At 42.5% G+C, this 21,137-nt stretch carries 21 protein-coding genes and 1 other annotated feature; of the genes, 3 read left to right on the forward strand and 18 right to left on the reverse strand.

From position 1 onward, the window contains the following. Positions 1-69: 69 nt before the first annotated feature. From MKZ03_RS12910 to zapA, 5 genes are all read right to left on the reverse strand, one after another. Positions 70-474: a DUF350 domain-containing protein gene (locus MKZ03_RS12910; RefSeq protein ID WP_007501637.1), complete on the reverse strand. Its 405-nt coding sequence runs from the start codon at positions 472-474 to the stop codon at positions 70-72. A 14-nt stretch (positions 475-488) separates the two neighbouring features. Beyond that, positions 489-2,846: an endonuclease MutS2 gene (locus MKZ03_RS12915; RefSeq protein WP_034662047.1), complete on the reverse strand. Its 2,358-nt coding sequence runs from the start codon at positions 2,844-2,846 to the stop codon at positions 489-491. A 21-nt stretch (positions 2,847-2,867) separates the two neighbouring features. Further along, positions 2,868-4,580, reverse strand: coding sequence for a DNA polymerase/3'-5' exonuclease PolX (polX, locus tag MKZ03_RS12920; RefSeq protein ID WP_341032086.1), 1,713 nt, complete (start codon positions 4,578-4,580; stop codon positions 2,868-2,870). A 114-nt stretch (positions 4,581-4,694) separates the two neighbouring features. Then, positions 4,695-5,228, reverse strand: a complete 534-nt coding sequence (locus MKZ03_RS12925) for a CvpA family protein (RefSeq protein WP_034661786.1) — start codon at positions 5,226-5,228, stop codon at positions 4,695-4,697. Between the two features lie 7 nt (positions 5,229-5,235). Next, positions 5,236-5,493, reverse strand: a complete 258-nt coding sequence (gene zapA / locus MKZ03_RS12930) for a cell division protein ZapA (RefSeq protein WP_012010831.1) — start codon at positions 5,491-5,493, stop codon at positions 5,236-5,238. 134 nt (positions 5,494-5,627) lie between these two features. Between zapA and rnhC the strand changes: the two genes are divergently transcribed. Continuing rightward, positions 5,628-6,551, forward strand: coding sequence for a ribonuclease HIII (rnhC, locus tag MKZ03_RS12935; RefSeq protein ID WP_341032089.1), 924 nt, complete (start codon positions 5,628-5,630; stop codon positions 6,549-6,551). A gap of 40 nt (positions 6,552-6,591) precedes the next feature. On the opposite strand, the gene pheT is transcribed toward rnhC, so the two are convergent. The 3 genes from pheT to MKZ03_RS12950 form a co-directional block, all read right to left on the reverse strand. Beyond that, positions 6,592-9,006, reverse strand: coding sequence for a phenylalanine--tRNA ligase subunit beta (gene pheT, locus MKZ03_RS12940; protein WP_341032092.1), 2,415 nt, complete (start codon positions 9,004-9,006; stop codon positions 6,592-6,594). Between the two features lie 15 nt (positions 9,007-9,021). Further along, positions 9,022-10,056 carry a phenylalanine--tRNA ligase subunit alpha gene (gene pheS, locus MKZ03_RS12945; protein WP_034661794.1) on the reverse strand — a complete coding sequence of 345 codons (1,035 nt, stop codon included), beginning with the start codon at positions 10,054-10,056 and terminating at the stop codon, positions 9,022-9,024. A 376-nt stretch (positions 10,057-10,432) separates the two neighbouring features. Next, the gene (locus MKZ03_RS12950) at positions 10,433-11,176 is read right to left on the reverse strand and encodes a TrmH family RNA methyltransferase (protein WP_066030572.1); all 744 of its coding nucleotides are present in this window, start codon (positions 11,174-11,176) and stop codon (positions 10,433-10,435) included. 113 nt (positions 11,177-11,289) lie between these two features. Here MKZ03_RS12950 and sspI point away from each other — a divergent pair, with 113 nt between their 5' ends. Next, on the forward strand, positions 11,290-11,511 hold the full coding sequence (gene sspI / locus MKZ03_RS12955) for a small acid-soluble spore protein SspI (RefSeq protein ID WP_003216243.1): 222 nt from the start codon (positions 11,290-11,292) through the stop codon (positions 11,509-11,511). Positions 11,512-11,552: 41 nt separating this feature from the next. On the opposite strand, the gene cstA is transcribed toward sspI, so the two are convergent. Continuing rightward, positions 11,553-13,349, reverse strand: coding sequence for a carbon starvation protein CstA (gene cstA, locus MKZ03_RS12960; protein WP_334750061.1), 1,797 nt, complete (start codon positions 13,347-13,349; stop codon positions 11,553-11,555). Positions 13,350-13,700: 351 nt separating this feature from the next. Beyond that, positions 13,701-14,789, reverse strand: a complete 1,089-nt coding sequence (locus tag MKZ03_RS12965) for a M42 family metallopeptidase (protein ID WP_307500041.1) — start codon at positions 14,787-14,789, stop codon at positions 13,701-13,703. 181 nt (positions 14,790-14,970) lie between these two features. On the opposite strand from MKZ03_RS12965, the gene MKZ03_RS12970 reads away from it, so the two are divergent. Continuing rightward, positions 14,971-15,375 (forward strand): hypothetical protein, encoded by a 405-nt coding sequence (locus MKZ03_RS12970; RefSeq protein ID WP_003216690.1) that lies wholly within the window; start codon positions 14,971-14,973, stop codon positions 15,373-15,375. A gap of 17 nt (positions 15,376-15,392) precedes the next feature. Here the strand turns inward: MKZ03_RS12970 and MKZ03_RS12975 are convergent, their stop codons facing one another. The 8 genes from MKZ03_RS12975 to MKZ03_RS13010 form a co-directional block, all read right to left on the reverse strand. Next, positions 15,393-15,659 (reverse strand): DUF1294 domain-containing protein, encoded by a 267-nt coding sequence (locus MKZ03_RS12975; protein ID WP_282068152.1) that lies wholly within the window; start codon positions 15,657-15,659, stop codon positions 15,393-15,395. 63 nt (positions 15,660-15,722) lie between these two features. Continuing rightward, positions 15,723-16,082, reverse strand: coding sequence for a 50S ribosomal protein L20 (gene rplT / locus MKZ03_RS12980; protein WP_003216409.1), 360 nt, complete (start codon positions 16,080-16,082; stop codon positions 15,723-15,725). 31 nt (positions 16,083-16,113) lie between these two features. Next, on the reverse strand, positions 16,114-16,314 hold the full coding sequence (gene rpmI / locus MKZ03_RS12985) for a 50S ribosomal protein L35 (RefSeq protein WP_003216324.1): 201 nt from the start codon (positions 16,312-16,314) through the stop codon (positions 16,114-16,116). A gap of 24 nt (positions 16,315-16,338) precedes the next feature. After that, on the reverse strand, positions 16,339-16,854 hold the full coding sequence (gene infC / locus MKZ03_RS12990) for a translation initiation factor IF-3 (protein ID WP_024425720.1): 516 nt from the start codon (positions 16,852-16,854) through the stop codon (positions 16,339-16,341). 71 nt (positions 16,855-16,925) lie between these two features. Then, positions 16,926-17,057: a sequence feature (ribosomal protein L20 leader region), on the reverse strand. Positions 17,058-17,186: 129 nt separating this feature from the next. Continuing rightward, on the reverse strand, positions 17,187-17,882 hold the full coding sequence (gene lrgB / locus MKZ03_RS12995; RefSeq protein ID WP_106038054.1) for an antiholin-like protein LrgB: 696 nt from the start codon (positions 17,880-17,882) through the stop codon (positions 17,187-17,189). Positions 17,883-17,895: 13 nt separating this feature from the next. Next, positions 17,896-18,336, reverse strand: coding sequence for an antiholin-like murein hydrolase modulator LrgA (lrgA, locus tag MKZ03_RS13000; RefSeq protein WP_106031199.1), 441 nt, complete (start codon positions 18,334-18,336; stop codon positions 17,896-17,898). A gap of 137 nt (positions 18,337-18,473) precedes the next feature. Then, complete coding sequence (locus MKZ03_RS13005) at positions 18,474-19,211, reverse strand: LytR/AlgR family response regulator transcription factor (protein WP_034661809.1); 738 nt, start codon at positions 19,209-19,211, stop codon at positions 18,474-18,476. Then, entirely contained in the window at positions 19,208-20,965 is a 1,758-nt protein-coding gene (locus MKZ03_RS13010; RefSeq protein ID WP_341032098.1) for a sensor histidine kinase, read from the reverse strand. Before MKZ03_RS13010 ends, MKZ03_RS13005 begins: the two co-directional genes overlap by 4 nt. Positions 20,966-21,137 lie beyond the last annotated feature (172 nt).

Below are 21,137 nucleotides of genomic sequence, written 5' to 3' on the forward strand. Positions count from 1 at the left end.
GGCACCAATGACCGCAAAAGTGCAGGCAACTACGATTAATACTTTTGCTAGCTTTTCCATGTCGTCTCCTTAAATGCCGGCTGCTACTACGTAAGACAGCCCAACTGAAATGATGAGTGAAATAAACCCGACCGCTCTATTATCATTTTCAATCTCTTTGTCTACTTTAAATCGCGGTGTTAAAAATTCAAAAATGAAATAGCTGACAAGCAGCATCACAAAGCCGTATACGCCCCATCCAACCATTTGAAGAAGGGAATTGTGCTGAGCGATTGAATGCTGAAACACATTTGCAATCCCAAAGATTTTCCCGCCTGTTGCCATGGCAACAGCTAAGTTCCCCCGCTGGATCTCTTCCCAGTTCTTATAGGAGGTGACGAGTTCAAAAATGGTTAGAAATAAGACGAGACACAGGACGGCCACGCTATAATAGGCGGCAATTTCCACAAGTTCATTTTCCCAAAAGGCTTTCATGCGTTTTCTCCTTTTTACTTTAATTCGACGATGGTGACGCCTGATCCTCCCTCACCTTGTTCGCCAAAACGAGCATTTTTCACACTTCGGTGCTGTTTCAGTAATTCCTGAACCCCTTTTCTGAGGGCGCCAGTTCCTTTTCCGTGAATAATCGACACGCGCGGATAACCAGCTAATACAGCATCATCTAAATATTTTTCGACTCTGCTTAAGGCATTTTCATAACGCTCGCCTCTTAAATCGAGTTCAAGGGAGACATGATAATCTTTCCCTTTTACTGCCGTAATGGCTTTTTCTTGCTTAAATTCAGGTGCTGATTTGATAAATTCCATGTCTTTTTCTTTTACCTTCATTTTCAGAATGCCCATTTGGACACTCCATTCTTTGTCACCTGTTTGTTCAAGCAGCGTTCCTTTTTGCCCGAAGGTGAGCACTTTGACTTCGTCGCCTGACTTCAGCTGTCTTACTGCTTTTTTCGCTGGCTCTGGCTTCTTTTTCCTGTCAAACTCAGGAACAGCTTCTTCAAGACGCTTTCGCGCATCGATAAGTTCATGCTCTTTGAATGAGCGGTGTTCACTTTTTATCGAACGGAGCTCTTGAATGATATCTTCTGCTTCTTTTGATGCTTGTTCAATTTTCTCTTTCGCTTTATGTTCAGCTTCTTCGAGCAGTTTGTCCTTTTGCTCATTCCATTCAAGAATTTGTCTTTGCAATTCTTTATGAAGCTTTTCTGCTTCTTTTCTATAGACTTCTGTCTCATGCAGTTCTTCTTCTGCTTGTTTCTTGCTATCTTCTAATGACGCAATCATTTGGTCTACTTCATTATGCTCTGCATGCATATCTGCTTTTGCCCGGTCTATGAGGTGGTCAGGCAAACCAAGACGTTTGGAAATTTCAAATGCGTTACTTCGTCCAGGCACACCGATGAGCAGGCGGTACGTTGGTGATAAAGTTTCAATGTCAAACTCCACGCTTGCATTCGTGACGCCTTCCCGGTTATACCCATATGCCTTCAGCTCGGGATAATGAGTCGTTGCGATGACGCGTGCATTAGTTTGATGCACTTCATCTAAAATGCTCATCGCAAGTGCCGCACCTTCAGCTGGGTCTGTTCCTGCCCCTAATTCATCAAATAACACGAGTGAGTTAGATGTCAAATGCTTTAAGATATCTACAATATTGACCATATGAGATGAGAACGTACTCAAGCTTTGTTCAATGGACTGTTCGTCTCCAATATCAGCAAAGACTTGGTCGAACACAGCCACTTCAGAGCCTTCTTCAACTGGAATATGGAGGCCCGCCTGTGTCATCAGCGTCAGAAGACCCAGCGTTTTTAAGGTAACTGTCTTCCCCCCTGTATTTGGTCCAGTGATCACGATCGTTGAAAAATCTTTGCCGAGCTCAATATCATTTGCGACAACTTGATCCCGAGGCAATAGAGGATGTCTTGCTCGTTTTAAATAGATCTCTCCTTGATCATTCACAGCAGGCTTTGTGGCTTTTTCTGCCTTTGCATATTTAGCTTTAGCAAAAATAAAATCTAGCGTCTGCAGCTCCTTTACATTGTGAAGCAGTTCCCCAATGTGCTCTGACACGCTCTCTGTCAGCATTTGGAGGATCTTTTCAACCTCTTGCTTCTCTTTTAAACGAGTTTGCTGCAAGGTGTTATTTACATCCACGACCACTTGCGGCTCAATAAAAAGTGTTGCCCCAGATGATGATTGGTCATGAACAATTCCGCCGTAATTCGAACGGTACTCTTGTTTCACCGGAATAACAAACCGATCATTACGAATGGTGACAATTGTGTCTGACAGCATTTTCGAAGCCGATTGTGAACGAATCATCGATTCTAATTTATCACGAACCTTTGATTCTAGTGAGCGTAATTGAATGCGCAATGAACGAAGTGCAGGGGTTGCATGATCAAGCACTTCTCCATTATCACCAATACAGCTTTCGATTTCTTTTCTGATTTCAGGCAGTAATATCAGCGTCTCAGCATATGTATGAAGGCGCGGTATGTCTACTCCATCTTCATACATGGACGTGAGAAAGTGCTTCATATTTTTCACCGCATATAATAGTCCTGCGATTTCCATCAGCTCAGATGGGCTTAATGTACTGCCGATTTCTGCCCGTTTAACTGCGCGTCTAATATCCGTTAACCCGCCAAATGGCGCAGACCCCTTTAAGCGGATCACATCTTGTGCTTCTGCTACCTCTTCCAGCAAATGCTGAATGGTTTCTATATCCGTCAGAGGTGTTAAATCCTGCGCTCTTTCTTTTCCTAATGTGGATGCGGTATAGGACATCACTTTTTCTTTTACTTTATGAAATTCTAATGATGCTAACACTTTTTGTTGCAGCATGGTCCAGCCTCCTAACGACTACCTGTCACGCGTTAAAAACTTTTTGATCTCGTTTAGAGTAAAAGTATTCACGACATTTGCTTTTGGTGTCCAGCCTTTTCTTGCAGCTGTTACACCGACTTCCATATGTTCCAGCATGGCGATGTTGTGCGCATCTGTATTGATCATGATGTGCACACCCGCTTCATTTGCTTTCATTAAATGCTCTGTTTTCAAATCAAGTCTTGACGGATTACTGTTGAGCTCAAGTGCAGTGCCCGTTTTCTTCGCAAGCTCTATGAGCTGATCTATATTTAAGGCATAGCCATCCCGTCTGCCGATCAAACGGCCTGTTGGATGTGCAATTAAATCGACATGCTGATTTCGCAAGGCATTTTCAAGGCGTTCCATAATGACTTCCTCCGGCTGAGAGAAGCTAGAATGAATAGACGCAATGACAAAATCCATGTCTTTTAAAAAGTCATCATCATAATCTAACGATCCATCCGGCAGGATATCCATTTCGACCCCTTTGAAAATGTGAAAATGCTCGAATTCCTGATTAAGCTTGTCAATTTCTTTAGCTTGCAGTCGCAAACGTTCTTTTGTTAAACCGTTGGCTACTTTTAAATATTGCGAGTGGTCTGTAATAGCCAAGTATTCATAGCCTTTTGCGATACATGCTTCCGCCATTTCACGAATAGAGAATGCTCCGTCACTCCATGTCGAGTGCATATGAAGGTCGCCTTTGATATCTTTCAGTTCTACAAACTGCATACTTTCTTTATACGTATCAATCTCCGCTCCGGTTTCACGAATTTCTGGCGGAATGAGCGGAAGTTGAAAATGCGCATAAAAAGCGCTCTCGTCTTCAAACGTTTTCACTTCTCCAGTTTCAATCGTTTCCACACCATATTCGCTAATGCGCTCTCCGCGTTCCTTCGCAAGCTGACGCATTCGAATATTGTGATCTTTTGAGCCAGTGAAATGGTGCAGCGTAGTCGCGAATTGGTCTGATGTCACAAGCCGGAAGTCCACACTGATCTCAAAATCAAGGGCAAGAATGACAGATACCTTCGTATCACCGCTTGCGATGACATCTTTCACATCATCAAGTGCAACGAGCTGCTCTCTGACTTGCTCAGGATCATCTGTCGCAATGATATAATCTAAATCTTTCACGGTTTCACGTGCACGTCTTAAACTGCCAGCTCTTGAAAAACGGATGATACCTTTCGTCTCTTCAAGCGCATGATCAATCCGCTCTGCCACATCTAATGCAAAGCCAATTGGCAGTCGTTCCGGCTGCTTTCCCGCTTCCTCAAGAGCCGCGAGAATCTTTTCTTCTGTTTTTTTGCCAAAGCCAGCAAGTGCTTGTACCTTTTCCGCTTCGCATGCTTCTCTTAGCGACTGTGCATCGTGGACGCCAAGCTCTTGGTAAAGCTTAGCGATCTTCTTCCCGCCAAGTCCTGGTAATTTTAAGAGCGGGACAAGTCCTTCAGGCACTTCCTTTTTTAATTGTTCCAGTGTTTCTGATTGTCCTTTTTCGATATACTCAGTGATCACAGCAAAGGTTCCTTTACCAATGCCGGGTAATGCTAATAGATCATCTATTTGAGAAAGGCTGCGGTCATCTTGTTCCAGTGCCGCTGCTGCTTTACGAAAGGCAGAAATCTTAAAAGGATTATCTCCTTTCAGCTCCATATATACTGCAATTGTTTCAAGAAGTTTGATAATATCTTTTTTATTCATCTCTCATCCTCCAGCCGCTTTGGCATCTTCCTTTATAAATATACAAACTTTTCCTTCATCCTACAACTTTCTGTCATGGAATGAGAAAAAACTTCTCCAAGAAAGGAGAAGTTTTTAAACTCCATACGTCGTCCATAAGTCTTTGACAAGACTGGACAGATAAGGGGTGTTGCCTACGATCACATCTGCTAATATGGATTTGCTCATCATTGTTTGCAGTGCATCGACTGGAAGTAATGCAGCGACAAACAAGAGAATAAACACAAATAGATAGGTTTCAAGAAATCCTAAAACACCGCCAAGCAGTTTGTTGACCTGCTTAATCACAGGTATACTTGCAATGGTTGTGAGCAATCCGCCAATGATGGCGAGCAGGATTTTGGTCAAGATAAACAGAATGATAAACGCAATGGTATTATAATAAGCTGTTTCTAGATTCCCACTAAAGAAAGCGAGCTGCGCTTGACCGCCACTAAAATTAGGCGCTGGAATCCACGTAAGCTGTGGTGCAAGTGACTGATAAAACATGGAAGCCACTAAGATAGAAACAACAAAGCTGATCAATTTAATCAATTGAAGAATAAACCCACGTTTTAGACCGACAAGCGTTCCCATAAGAAGCAAAAACAAAATGATGATATCGATCACGGTAATTTCATTCCTTTTCTTTAAGCTGAATCTCTAGTTTTTCGTATTGCTCTTTTAATTTCAAGTAGTCGTGGACGACATTGACTGCTGTCAGTACAGCTAATTTGTTTATATCAAGGTATGGATTTTTTTCATTTATTTCTCTCATTTTATCATCAACAATTGAAGCAACGTGTCGCATATGCATCTTCGTTTCTTGACCGATGATCGTATAGGACTGTCCGTAAATCTCAACTGTTGTTTTCGTTTTACCGCCGTCAGACAACGTTTCTCCTCCATTCCACGAGAATCCTAGTCTCTATCATAACATGTTTAGACATTGAATGGAAAGACGAGCCCTTCCCTGTTATGGTACACTTTAGAAATCAATGATATCAAGGTAAAAAGGAGTTATCCACTGTGCCCCAATCCGTCTTAAAAGCAACATCAGAAGACCTTAAAAAGATGAAGAGCGCGTATGCGCACCACTTAACTGATACTTTACCACCAGGCGCCCTTTTTCAAGCAAAGGTTCCTGGCTGTACGATTACAGCCTATCGATCTGGAAAAGTGCTGTTTCAAGGACAAAAGGCAGAAGCTGAAGCCAGTCAATTCAGCCATTTAAAAGCAGCTGATACGAAAAGTCAAAAAGCACCTGCTATCACAAAATACAGTCCACCGTCAGGAATTGCTTCTATGTCCGTCATCGGTTCAGATGAAGTAGGAACAGGTGATTATTTTGGACCGATGACGGTCTGTGCCGCCTATGTTGATGCCAGCCAGCTTGATCTCATGAAAGAGCTTGGCGTAAAAGACTCAAAAGGTCTAAAGGACCCGCAGATTATCAATATTGCCAAAGATCTCATCAAAACCATTCCGTTCAGCCTTCTCGTGCTCCGAAATGAAAAGTACAATGCGATGCAGGAAAAGGGCATGAGTCAAGGAAAAATGAAGGCGCTGCTTCATAACCAAGTCATTACCTCTGTGCTAGAAAAACTAGACGGGAAGCAGCCCGAAGCCATTTTGATTGACCAATTTGCAGAACCGGGCATTTATTTCAAGCATCTTGCAGGGAAAAAAATCATTCGGGAGCGGACGTACTTTAGCACAAAAGCAGAAGGCATTCATTTGTCAGTTGCTGCGGCTTCCATTATTGCAAGGTACGCCTTTTTAATTGAAATGGATAAGTTGTCAAAAGCAGCAGGCTTTGACATTCCAAAAGGAGCCGGTCCTCATGTGGACAAGGCGGCAGCGAAGCTCATCAAGCTGCACAGCGAAGATGCTTTACGCCAATTTACAAAGCTGCATTTTGCCAACACACAAAAAGCGAAAAAATGGTTATAAAAAAGAGCTAAGGCCCATAAGGCCATAGCTCTTTTTTTCTTTAACCGCGCAAGACGGCTTGATACGTATCTTCTAATGCTTTCAATACTTTTGTATGAACAGCCGTCACTTCTTCCTCTGTCAATGTTTGCTCCGGATTTAAATATTGGAGAGAGAATGCAACGGATTTTTTGCCTTCTTCCATATGTTCACCCTCATACACATCAAAGACGGATAGGTCTGTCAATAAATCCCCGCCTGCCTCATAGATGACCCGCTCCAGCTGTCCGCTTGAGATATGCTGATCTACAACAAGTGCAATATCTCTTGTCACAGCAGGGAATCTCGGAATCGCTGTATATTTCATATCCTTCGATTCAGACGTCATCACATCTGTTAAATCAAACTCGAAGACATATGTTTCTTTTAAATCTAATTCCTTTTCAATGACTGGATGCAGTGCAGCAACAAACCCAATGACTTTTCCATTTAAATGAACATCTGCTGTACGACCTGGGTGAAGACCCTCACGCTCTGCTTGAACATATGTGATTTGGTCTGATACACCAAGCTTTTCAAATAGACCTTCTGCAATTCCTTTCGCTACATAAAAATCGACGGCTTTTTTCTCGCCCTGCCAAAGATTTTTATGCCATAAGCCTGTCAGCGCACCAGCGACATGCTCTTTTTCCACTGGTTTTTCTCCTTCAGCTTCTGCTAAGAACACAGAACCCGTTTCATAAAAACCAAAGGAATCAGCTTGTCTTGCCAAGTTATATGCAACAGAATCAAGTAAGTTTGGCAGTAGACTTTGTCTGAGCACACTTCGTTCTTCACTCATTGGCAGGGAAAGTCTCGTTTTATAAGCTGGATTCAGTGCAAAAGCTGTAGACTTATGCTGATTTGTCAATGAATACGTGATCGCTTGAGAAAGACCTGCGCCTTCTAAGAAACGTCTGACCTTCCTGCGCTTCACTTGGTACGGCGTGAGACCGCCAACTGTACCAGCTGTCGCAGGCAGTGTAGACGGAATATTATCATAGCCGTATAATCTGGCAACTTCTTCAATGAGGTCTTCTTCAATCGTGATATCCATTCTACGAGAAGGAACCGTTACGACAAGAACGTCATTTGATTCGCCCACTGCAAAACCAAGTTTGTTGAAAATTTGCATCATATCTTTTTTTGAAATGCTCATGCCAAGCACCTTATTCACACGCTCAGTTGATACGTGGATGACATTCATACTTGCTTCAAGGTGGTTTTCCTCCACAGTCCCGCTTAGCACTTCACCACCTGCATAGAGACTGATCAATTGCGCTGCTCTTTCGGCTGCAGGTTTTGTACGCTGCGGGTCAAGTCCTTTTTCAAATCGTGTGCTTGATTCACTGCGAAGCCCTAAGTCTCTAGATGCTTGACGGACCGTTTGACCGTTGAAATATGCCGCTTCTAAAAGAATCGTTGTCGTCTCATCACGCACCTCAGATTCAAGACCGCCCATGACGCCTGCTACAGCGTGCGCTTTCGTCCCATTAGTGATCACTAGATGCTTTGATGACAATGTACGTTCTTGTTCATCCAGTGTTTGAATGATTTCGCTATCAGACGCTTTACGTACGACCACCTGCTTTGAACCAAAGCGGTCATAATCAAATGCATGAAGCGGCTGACCGTATTCAAGCAGTACAAAGTTTGTAATATCGACGACGTTGTTAATTGGTCGAATGCCTGCATTCATCAATCTTGTTTGAATCCAAAGCGGTGCTGGTCCAACCTTTACATTTTTAATGATCTTCGCTGCATAAAGTGGATTTGCTTCTTGATCCTCAATTTTCACAGAGATATAGTCTGCTGCTTTTTCTGAAGAGGTGTCATGTGCTGTATCAGGAAGTTTGATGTCTCTCCCTAAAATGGCTGCAACCTCATAGGCCACACCGAGCATATTCAGGGCATCCGCACGGTTTGGTGTTAAACCAAGCTCAAGTACCGCATCGTCTAATTGAAGTGCCTGAAGGGCATCATCTCCGGGTTTGACGTCATTTGGGAAAACAAAAATGCCTTCTGCATATTCCTTTGGTACGAGTTTGCTTTCTACGCCTAATTCTTGCAGAGAACAAATCATACCATGAGACTCTTCGCCACGCAGCTTTGCTTTTTTAATTTTAAAGTTCCCTGGAAGGACTGCGCCAACCGTTGCGACGGCCACATATTGTCCTTTATCCACATTCGGAGCCCCGCAAATAATTTGCACTGGAGCGTCTTCGCCGATATCAACAAGACATTTGTTTAATTTATCCGCATTTGGGTGCTGTTCACGCTCAATGACATGTCCAACGACAACCCCTTTGATGCCTTCTCCTTTATATTCAACGGCTTCCACTTCAATTCCGCTTCTTGTGATCTTTTCTGCTAATTCATCCGGCTGAATGCCTTCTAAATCGACATAGTCTTCTAACCATTTATATGAAACAAACATGTTGATTTCCTCCTCTTAATCCTGCTTGAATTGCTTTGTGAATCTAATATCATTTGTGTAGAAATGGCGAATATCATCAATGCCGTATTTTAGCATCGCAATACGTTCAACACCCATTCCAAAAGCAAAGCCTTGGTAAGTTTCTGGATCAAATCCGCTCATTTTCAGGACATTTGGATGAACCATCCCTGCTCCTAAAATCTCAATCCAGCCTGTTCCTTTACATACAGAACAGCCCTTCCCGCCGCATTTAAAGCAAGACACATCAACTTCGACAGATGGTTCTGTGAATGGAAAAAAGCTTGGACGGAGTCTAATTTCACGATCTTCACCAAACATTTTTCTTGCGACCGTCTCAAGCGTACCTTTTAGATCACTCATGCTAATATTGTGATCGACAACAAGCCCTTCAATCTGCATGAATTGATGTGAATGAGTTGCGTCATCACTGTCTCGTCTATATACTTTCCCAGGGCAGATGATCTTCACAGGACCTTGTCCTTTATATTTTTCGAGTGTACGTGCTTGAACTGGTGACGTTTGTGTTCTCATCAGTGTATCCTCGGTAATATAGAAGCTGTCCTGCATATCACGTGCTGGATGCTCCTTTGGAAGATTCAGCGCTTCAAAGTTATAATAATCCGTTTCCACCTCAGGACCTTCCTCAACGGTATAGCCCATACCAATAAATAAATCTTCAATATCTTCGACAACAATCGTTAATGGATGTCTTGCCCCCATTTTGATTGGACTTGCTGGCAATGTGACATCGATCGTTTGAGATGCAAGTTTCTTCTTCACTTCTTCTTTTTCCAGCTGCTCATTTTTTTCAGCAATGGCATTTGCAATCTGCTCTCTTACTTCGTTTGCGAGTGCGCCCATTTTCGGTCTTTCTTCTGCGGAGAGCTTGCCCATTCCACGAAGCACCTCTGTGATCGGGCCTTTTTTCCCTAAATATTGAACACGAATGTCATTAACTTCTTTGAGCGAGCTAGCTGCTTCAACCTTCGCTATCGCCTCTGTTTCAAGCTGTTTTAACGTTTCTTGCATGAGTGTAATCCTCCTTTTGATATACAAAACCGCCTGGATAAACGGCTGTTTGATCGTTTGAAGACAATAAAAAAACCCGTCCCTCTAAAAAAGAAGGGACGAGTTGTGGTCGCGGTACCACCCTTGTTAAGCACAAATGCATGTGCGAATAAGCTTCATTGACATAACGGAATCAAACGAATCCGGTTCACCTTTACGCAAAGCTTGCGGTCCCGGTGACAACTCCAGAGGTGAATTCCTGTTTCAGCATTCCTTAAATGCACTTTCAGTCTACGATGCATTCTCCCTATAAGGACGCTCCTTGAAACAATCTTCCTCTATCATGGTTTTTAAAATATTAGTTTCATTATAGTGAAAATAAGCGCATGTTGCAACACTATCCACGCAAATGATAGACGAGAACAGCTGCTGCAACAGCCACATTTAATGATTCTGCCTGACCATACATCGGCACATATAAATTCTGGTCTGTCATTTGCAGAATCTCTTGGTCAATCCCTGCTCCTTCATTGCCAACAATTAATGCAAAAGGACCTTCTGCCGTTACGCTTCTATACGCTTTCGCATTTTTCAAGGCGCTTCCGTATACAGGTATGCCTTGCTCCTTACATGCTTGTATTGCCTGCTGAAGGGTTTGCTTTAAAATTGGCAGGTGGAAATGCGATCCTTGTGCTGAACGGAGCGTTTTTCCGTTAAACGCATCGACTGTTCCATCACCTAAGATTACAGCATCAAGACCAGCGGCATCTGCTGTCCGAATGAGTGTGCCTAGATTTCCTGGGTCCTGCACTGCATCTAACAGAAGAAGTCGTTCATACTTCTTTTCTTCAAATACAGGAACTGTACAAACCGCCGCGATGTGCTGAGGCGTTTCCGTTTCGGTCATGGCAGAAAAGGCTTCTTCGCTCAGTTCATAAAGTTCAATGTCAGGATCGATATGAGAAGGAAGCTTATCAGGCGATGTGACCATTAATTCTTTCACAACTCCGCTCTTCAATGCTTCTTCGACTAAGTGTATTCCCTCAACGAGAAACAGCCCCGTTTTCGTACGTTCTTTTTTCGTATGGAGCTTTTTCCACTGTTTGATGTTTGTGTTTTTAGCTGATTCTATATATTTCAAGCGATTTTAACTCCTTTAAATATCATGAATTTATTATATCTCATGCACACTACATAATAAACCTGTCTTTGAGACAGAATAGGGCTATTACCATCAAAAAAGGAGTGTGGGCAATGGATTTTAATTTAAGAGGCGCAGTCATTCAAAATATCACTGGCCATAATCAAGAGCAGCTTGAACATACGATTTTAGATGCCATTCAAAGCGGCGAGGAAAAAATGCTGCCAGGCCTTGGCGTGTTGTTCGAGGTGCTATGGCAAGAAGCATCAGAAAACGAGAAGAACGAGATCCTCGAGACACTAGAGCAAGGCTTAAAGCCTCATCAGCAGCAATAAAAGAAGCCGGTTTGCTTATCACAGCAAACCGGCTTTTTCATTTAGCCAGTGATCGGTGTTTCCATCCGAAGTGCTGGATCACGCCAAATTTCGACCCATTTTTTAATTGCAAACACAATGATCACAAATCCTAAGATCAGCATGATAATTGACAGCACCGCATTCAGCACGCTGTAACCTGATGCCTCAGGATTAAGGTATACATTTGCTACCATCCAATAGCCCGCATAATTCACTGTCACATATAAGTAGGCAAGTGGAATTAAACAAGTCAGCATATATCGCCTTTTATCTGCAATTTTTAATACAACGGTTGCCCCGATGATTAATCCGACTGATGCCATTAACTGATTCGAAACCCCAAACAGCGCCCAAATGGACCCGATGTCTCCAGAGTAAAGCAAGTATCCCCACATAAAACACGCAAGCGCACTTGCAAATACCGACCCAGGTACCCAGTCATTTCGTTTAAGCGGTTTATATGCTTCGCCAAAGAAATCTTGAATCAAATAACGCGCCACACGCGTTCCAGCATCAATAGCGGTTAAAATAAAGACAGCTTCAAACATAATGACGAATTGGAAAAAATAAGACGCCAAATGACTAAAGAACGGAATTCCCGTAAAGATATACGCCATCCCTACAGCTAATGTCACAGCTCCACCCGTTCTTCCTTCTAAATCAAGGCCAATTTCCTTACTCAGCTGCGGAAGATTCTCAACACTCATCCCGAGCGTTCGGAACACTTCTGGCGTACTGTTAATCGCAAAATAATCTCCTGGATGAAGAGCCGTAGCGGCAATTAACGCCATAATGCCAACTAGGCATTCTACTAGCATTGCGCCAAACGCGACAGGCTTCATATCGCTCCAGCGGTCAAGCATCTTAGGCGTTGTCCCTGACCCAACAAATGCGTGGAAACCAGAAATGGCCCCGCAAGCAATGGTAATAGAAATAAAAGGCCAGACAGGACCAGCTAAAACCGGGCCTCCTCCATTCACAAACTCCGTTAAGGCTGGGAATTGAATCGTTGGATTGACGACAAAGATTCCGGCAATCAGTGCGATAAAAACACCTATTTTCATAAAGCTGCTTAAATAGTCCCTCGGTGCGAGCAGCAGCCAAACCGGCAATGCCGCAGCAAAAAAAGCATAGATCGGCAGGGCAAGAGCAAGCGTTTTTGTATCAAGTGTTAAAAGATCACCAAGTGCCGTTCCTTGAATATTCGGTCCAAGGAATACACCAACCATCAGCAAAATAAATCCCGCAGTTGTGGCAAGTTTTAAATTGCCTGTCTTTTTATAATAAAGACCAACCCCCATCGCAATTGGAATCGTGATTCCGACTGCAAATGTTCCCCAAGGGTTACGTTCTAATGCATGAAGCACAACCATAGACAGTCCTGCCATTGTGATCGTAATGATAAACAGCATCGCAAGCCCTGTACAAAATCCTGCTACAGGTCCTAGCTCTTCCTTTGCTACCTCTGATAATGATTTCCCCTTTTTTCGCATCGACGCAAATAAGACGACAAGATCATGTACAGCTCCGCCAATCACTGCGCCAATTAACAGCCAAAGGAGACCCGGTAAATACCCAAATTGTGCGGCTAAAATCGGACCCACTAACGGACCGGCAGCTGCAATCGCAGCAAAGTGATGCCCAAATGTGACCCATTTATTGGTTGGCACATAATCTTTCCCGTCCTCTAATGTGTGAGCCGGTGTAGGATGATCGTCTGTCACCTTTAATACCTTGACCATCATAAATGTGCCATAAAGACGATAGGCAATCGCTAAAATACACATAGATCCTATGACAATTGTAACCGCATTCATTTAACCATCCCCTTCGCACAAACAATTTGTTACAAATATAACATAAATTGATTGATTTTTCTTTCTTTTAAAACCAAGTTGACAAATAGGAATAATATATTTATTCTTTAGATAGCTTCACCTACTTCCATAAACTCTCTTTTGACAGGGCGTTCTTTAGGCTCTGTCCTTTTTATTGCTTTCATCTTACAAAAATAAAAGCCAGATCACATGTGCCTTATTCACTAGAATATTTTTTCTTCTTCTGTTAAAAACAGTTCTTTTGACCGTAATCAAAAAACAACGTTCATTTCCTGGGAAATTCAAAGGAATAAAAAAGCCTTTCCCCTATACTGAGGAAAGGCTTACCTATTAAGAACCGTACGTGATCTGCTCAACCGTTTTTTGATCAAGTCTTTTGATCACTTCTGTTAAAAGCTTCACTGCATTTTCATAATCATCTCGGTGAATCATCGCTGCATGGGTATGAATATATCTGCTTGGTATCCCGATAGATAGTGATGGCACGCCATGACCTGTTAAATGGATCCCGCCAGCATCTGTCCCACCGCCAGGCATTGAGTCATATTGATAAGGGATGTTCAATTCATCCGCTGTTTGGACAACAAAATCCCGAAGCCCTTTATGGGATAACATCGAAGCATCAAATACAACAATCGTTGGTCCTTTGCCAAGCTTGCTTGTTGCTTCTTTTTCAGTGATGCCTGGCGTGTCTCCTGCTACACCAACATCAATGGCAAATCCAATATCAGGCTGGATCGTAGCCGCTGCTGTTTTGGCACCACGCAGGCCAACCTCCTCTTGTACAGTTGCAACACTGTAAGCAATATTCTCATGCTGAGCATTGTGTAAGTTCTTCATGACATCAATCGCTACTGCACAGCCGATACGGTTGTCCCATGCCTTTGCAAGGAGCATTTTTTCATCATTCATCACTGTAAATTCAAAATAAGGAACGATTTGATCTCCAGGCAGAACGCCCCACTCCATTACCTGTTCTTTGCTTGATGCACCAATATCAATAAACATATCTGTAATCTCAATCGATTTTTTTCGAGCTTCAGGTGACAAGACGTGCGGCGGCTTTGAGCCAATCACACCTGTAATGTCTCCCTTTTTCGTTACAATGGTGACACGCTGCGCGAGCATGACCTGTGACCACCAGCCGCCGACTGTTTGGAAGCGAATGTAGCCTTTGTCATCAATTTTTGTCACCATGAATCCTACTTCATCTAAGTGACCAGCGAGCATAATTTTAGGTCCGTTTGCGTTTCCTTCCTTCTTAGCGATTAAGCTGCCAAGGCGGTCACTAGAGACTTCATCTGCATATGATTCTATGTATGTCTGCATGACTTTTTTGACATCACGTTCATTTCCTGGAATCCCTTTTGCATCCGTTAGGTCTTTCAGCATAGTTAATGTTTGATCTAGCTTTGTCATTCCATTTATCCTCCTTTATCTTCATGGTGCATTCTTATTATACAAAACCTCTTTCGTTCAATACGATCTTTTTATGAATATTTTTTCGTTTAACGAAATATTTTTTTAAAAAAAGTTGAAACCTTTTGGGCTTTTCATTCGTAGTACATCAGATAACGGTATATTGGAGGTGCATCCTGTCATGTTTGTAATCCTCATTAGACTTGCTCTTGTTGCACTGCTTGTCTACATCTTCTACATGGCGGTAAAATTCTTCTCAAATCCGAGAAGAAAGCTGAAACAAGCACAATTAAAAGAAGGCTTTTATTTTATGGACGAACAGCAAAATGCGCGCAAAAATTTTAATTTCGTCTATAAAGGAGTCTTGTTTGAAGGGGAGAAGCATGTTCCTTCTAAGGATCATCCTCTGTTTGTCCACTCCATTTACGTTTGGACGGAGTCACCCGAGAAGCTAAGTGAATTTACATTAGAAGACTTTGAAAAATTGGAGGAAAACATTATCGAACGTTATCCTCAAACAAAAATTGATTGGGATCAGCCCATTAAAAAAATCAAACAAAAAAAAGGAGCAGACACGCCGTCTTGATGGCGTCTGCTCCTTTTTCAGATGAACTGGATATATCCTAATATGATCAACTGCACCATGATTAACACAGGCATGCCCATTTGAAAGGCAGGATGCTTTGTTTTATGACGGAAATACTGCATCCCTAGATACGATCCAGCAGCCCCAAAAAGCACGGCAGCACTCCATAAGTGCGCCTCTGAAATTCTCCATTTATGAGCTTTTGCCCGGCGCTTGTCCTCTCCCATGAGAAAAAAACCATAGCCATTTACCAAAATCAGCAGTAGAATCAGCGCGATATTCATTCATTTCACCTCACATGATGAGCAAAAAAGATCACCCCTCGACGGAATGATCTTTTATATGACTTACTTGTCTAGTTGTGCTTTTGCAGCATCAGCAAGCTGATTGAATGCACTTAGGTCATTCACAGCAAGGTCAGCAAGCATTTTGCGGTTTACTTCGATACCAGAAAGCTTTAGGCCATGCATTAAACGGCTGTAAGAAAGACCGTTCATACGAGCTGCAGCATTGATACGAGTGATCCATAGTTTACGGAAGTCACGTTTTTTCTGACGACGGTCACGGAAAGCGTAGTTTCCAGATTTCATCACCTGTTGGTTTGCTACTTTGTATAATCTATGTTTTGAACCGAAATAACCTTTTGCTAATTTAAGAACCTTTTTACGACGCTGACGCGACACAGTTCCGCCTTTTACTCTTGGCATTGTAATTCCCTCCTATGATTCCTATTCCAAATTACTTGATGTTTGCAAGTTGTTGTTTGATACGTTTGAAATCTCCAGCACTTACGATTGCGCTCTTACGCAATTTACGTTTTTGCTTTGTAGATTTGTTCGCGAACAAGTGACTTGTGTACGCATGAGAACGTTTAAGTTTACCAGAACCTGTTTTTTTGAAACGTTTAGCAGATCCGCGGTGAGTTTTCATTTTTGGCATTGGATGTTTCCTCCCTCTGTTACTTTACTTTTCGACTTTTGGTGCAAGCATGAGGAACATGCTGCGTCCGTCCATCTTAGGTTTTGTTTCTACTGTTGCTACTTCAGCGCAAGCTTCAGAGAAACGGTCTAACACGCGCTGTCCGATTTCTTTATGCGTAATCGCACGGCCTTTAAAGCGGATAGAAGCTTTCACTTTATCTCCCTTTTCAAGGAATTTGATTGCATTACGGAGCTTCGTGTTAAAATCATGTTCATCGATTGTCGGGCTCAACCGAACTTCTTTTAAGCTAATGATTTTTTGATTCTTACGTGCCTCTTTTTCCTTCTTCTGCTGTTCGAATCGGAACTTACCGTAGTCCATGATTCGGCAAACAGGTGGTTTTGCATTTGCAGCAACTAACACAAGGTCAAGATTGGCTTTCGCAGCAATTTCCAGAGCTTCCTGGCGGGTTTTAATCCCCAGCTGATCGCCATTTTGTCCGATCAAACGAACTTCACGCGCACGAATACCTTCATTAACTAATTGATCTTTGCTAATAGTGAGCCACCTCCATGAGATTTTGAATTGAGTTCACAATTCATTTTGACCATTTCGTTGTATGTTTTACAGGCAAACAAAAAGTGTGGGCATATAAAACACCCACACTGCGAACATTTGCATGAAAAAATAAATGTACGGTCAACCTGTCAACTACAAACACGTGTCAATCAGGTGAGAAGCGGGTGCTTCTGCTTGTGATATCTATTCAATTCGTTAATTATTCTACACAATTTTCATTTGTCCGTCAAGTAAACGAACTCTTGAAACAACTTTTTCATTTTAGCATGATTAAACGAATTGGGCAAGGCTTTTTCAAAACAATGACGCCATCAAAGAATGAATTGCATAAAGATTGGGATGACAATGACGGTAACAACTCCTACGACCACAACGGCGATACTTGCCATGGCCGCTTCCACTTCACCCATCTCAATCCCAACAGAGACGCCAAGCGCATGTCCTGATGTACCGAGTGCAAGCCCTTTTGCCACTGGATTTTTAATTCGAAACCATTTTAAGAAGAAAGCACCTAGTGCATACACAATGACTGCATTAAATATGACCGCAAAGGCTGTGATATCTGCGATTCCGCCAATATCCTTTGCAATCGGAAGAGCAATCGCTGTCGTCGCTGCTTGTGGAAGCATACTTTTCATTACAGCCGTATCAAGATGAATCCCTTTTGCTACGACATACACGATCGTAATGGAACAAAGTGACCCTACAAAAATAGCGGATAAAATCTGCCACCAATATTTTTTAAGCAATGCGCGCTGCTTATAAAGCGGAATAGCGAAAGCAATGGTCGCAGGCTCTAAGAAAAACTTGATAATCTTGCCGCCCTCATTATAATCTGCATAGGAAAAACCGCCAATTTTTAAAAATAAAATACCTAACACCATGGCTACAAAAAGTGGTGTGAATAAGAAGAAGCCTTTTGATTTTTTAAATAAGAATGTACCGATTCCAAAGGCGACTAATGAGACGACTATACCGAAATAAGGACTCATTGTACTTGTACCCATCCTGCATCTCTCCTTAATGCGTACTTGAAGCTGGTTTATTAGAATGAGGAGTCGATTTGCTCTCCTTTGTCTCTTTACGTTTCTGTGGTTTTTCTGATAATTGCATGAGAAGCTGCGAGAATAGCCCTGTCGCTGCAAGTAACATAATCGTTGCAATGATGATGACACCGACGACTTGCACACCTACTTCTTGCATGACACCTAGTGATTGAATAACCGAGATACCAGAGGGAACAAATAGAAAGCTAATGAGCCCTGTCAATGATGTACCTAATTGCTCTACTTGCTCCAGTTTGACGATTTTCGTTGTCAGCAAAACAAATAATAGAACCAGACCAATCACAGATGCAGGCATCGGAATTGGTAAATACATTGAAATGAGATTAGAAACGAACATTACGGTTGCAAAGATAAATGCTTGAGATAGAAATCCATATACTTTAGTGGCACTCATGCCCCTTCACCTCTTTCTTCGACTGCCCTCAGTATACGGCATGAAATAAATGAATGAAGCGTTTACAACCAAACTCGCCGGATTCAATGAATGAAATGCAGAAAACGAGTATTGAAATACAAACAAAAAAAGCCGTCCTACTCTAGCAGGAGCGACTTCTTAAGTTCTTTGGCATATGTACGGCTGACAGGAATGATCGACCCGTCTGTCATATGCAGGTTATACGTCGAATTAAACCATGGCTGTACTTCTTTCATATGAGAGGTGTTCACGATATAGCTTCGATGAACCCTCATAAAGTAAGCCTCAGGCAGTTTCTTTTCAATGACCACAAGCGGTTCTGTGACCTCATACATGTGATCCTTTGTTTTCACGACCTTTTTCCCCTCACTGAGCCCTACATACATGATCTCTTCAACTTGCAGGATGACAATTGAGTCATCGACTGAGATGGCTAATTTTTGCTGATGGGGTATTTTCTCATCTGACAGCTGGTGCTCTTGCGTCTCAACAGATTTCCACTTTTTAAACTTTTGGATCGTTTGCAAAAGCCGCTCTTCATCAAATGGTTTCGTTAAGTAATCAAGCGCACTGACCTCAAACGCCTTCAGCGCATATTGATCAAAGGCTGTCGCAAATACAATCGCTGGCGGATCAGACATCCGGTTGAGCCTTTTGGCAATATCAAATCCATTCTCACCAGATAAATCAATGTCTAAAAAGAGCAGGTCCGGCTTATGATCCACCATCCGGTCAAAAGCTGATTCTATATTTTCTGCTTCCTCTATTTGAACATCCTCTTTCGTTCTGCGTAATAAGTATTTTAATTCGTCTCTTGCTAACACTTCATCATCTACGATTAATACGTTTATCAACGAAAATCATCCTTTTTTACATAGTCCATTGGAATGCGAAATGAGATGTCAGTGCCTTGGCCGCTATGAATGGATAAAGCGGCTTGTCTGCCAAAAATCCCTCTTAACCGCTGATCTAAATTAAAAAGAGCCGTACCTGTTCCTTCTTTGGATTCAACAGGCGCTTTTAATAACTGAGCCATCTTGTCATTCTCGATTCCCTGTCCATTATCAGTCACTTTCATATAAACATGCCCATCTTTCATCAAAGCAGAAACGACGACTTCACAACTCGTTTGATGTTTAGGAAAAGCGTGTCTCACTGCGTTTTCAACAAGCACCTGAAGCACAAATGGAGGAATCATCACCTGCTCCAGCTCCTTTTCAATTTGAAAGGCCACATGGTATTTATTTGGAAACCTCGCTTGTTCAAGCGACAAATATGCCTCTACATGCTGAATTTCTTTATGCAGCGGAATCAGCAGCTGGCGGGCGCCTTGCAAATTAGACCGGAAATAAATACTCAGCTGCAGCAGCAGCTTCCTTGCCATCTCTACATTCGTTCTGCACAAAACAGAGATGGTATTAATGGCGTTAAATAAAAAGTGCGGATTCACTTGCGCTTGAAGCGCTTTGATCTCTGCATCTTTTAGCAGGCGGCTTTGGGTTTCTGCCTCTCCAAGTTCAAGCTGTGTGGAGAACAGCATCGCCAAGCCTTCTGCAAGCTCCTCTTCCACCCTGCTTAATCCGACCGGAGAATTGAAATACATTTTTAACGTTCCGATCGTTTGACCATTGGAGGTGAGGGGCAGCACAATCGCTGCTTGAAGCGGGCAATGAGTGACTGAACAATTGATTTCGTCTTTCGAATGCGCCTTCATAATTTTGCCGCTCAACAATACTTGTTTCGACAGTCCTGTAATCAGGCTTTTCGATGGAATATGATGATCCGTCCCGTCTCCGACATGAGCTAAAATCTTTTCTGTATCTGTTAAGGAAACCGCATCTGTTTCTGTTAATCGATGAATGATCTCCGCCACACTTTTACAGGACTGCTCATTTAAGCCTTGCCGGAAAAAAGGCAGCGTTTGATCGGCGATCGAAAATACACGGTGTGTCTGCATCGCCTTTGCCTGCTCTTCTTGCCGAATGACTGACTGTAAGATCGATAAAAAGATAAAGCTGCCAATTCCATTCACAAAAATCATCGGCAGGGCAATAATACTCACAAGCCCCCAAGCATCAGCAAATGGCTTTGCAAATAGAAGGATAATGATCATCTGCAAGGATTCCATTGCCACACCAAAAAGTGCGGCTTGGCGAGGTGTCACCATTCGATTCTTCCGTTTAAACCTGCTGCCGACATAGCCTGCAATCACACCGGCTAAAATCGAAGAAATCGCACAGCTGAGTGACGTGCTTCCTCCTAATGAATAGCGATGAAGCCCAGCTAGAAGCCCTGCACCAATGCCAACAAACGGCCCTCCTATCAATCCGCCCATTTCGATTCCCATGATTCTCGTATTGGCGATCGAGCTTGATGAGCCAAGATGATAGGAAAACTCATGATTCATGACCATCTGCTGCTGGATTTCAATTCCTGTGTAATTGCTGATAATACTAAAAGAAGCAAAAATAAAGACAAGGACCGCCTTTTTTCGAAACCCTTCATTATGAAGCAATAGATTGCGAAAGCCCTTCACATGGGCAAGCACAAACCCTAAAATAACGATGATCCCCACACGCTCGATCATCATAATAATTAAATGAAGCAAACCGGCCACCTCAATTGATGTATGTTATATCTACTGTCTTTCTATTCTATCATGTGCGGTCAATGATCCAAGATCTCTCAAATCTTTTCTTTATTGCCCTCATCTTCTATTGTAAAATGAACATGAGCCGTCACTTGCAATTGAAGGTAACACATACATAACAAGGGAGAAG

This window comes from Bacillus sp. FSL R5-0431 (assembly GCF_038002985.1).
Taxonomy (GTDB): Bacteria; Bacillota; Bacilli; order Bacillales; family Bacillaceae; genus Bacillus.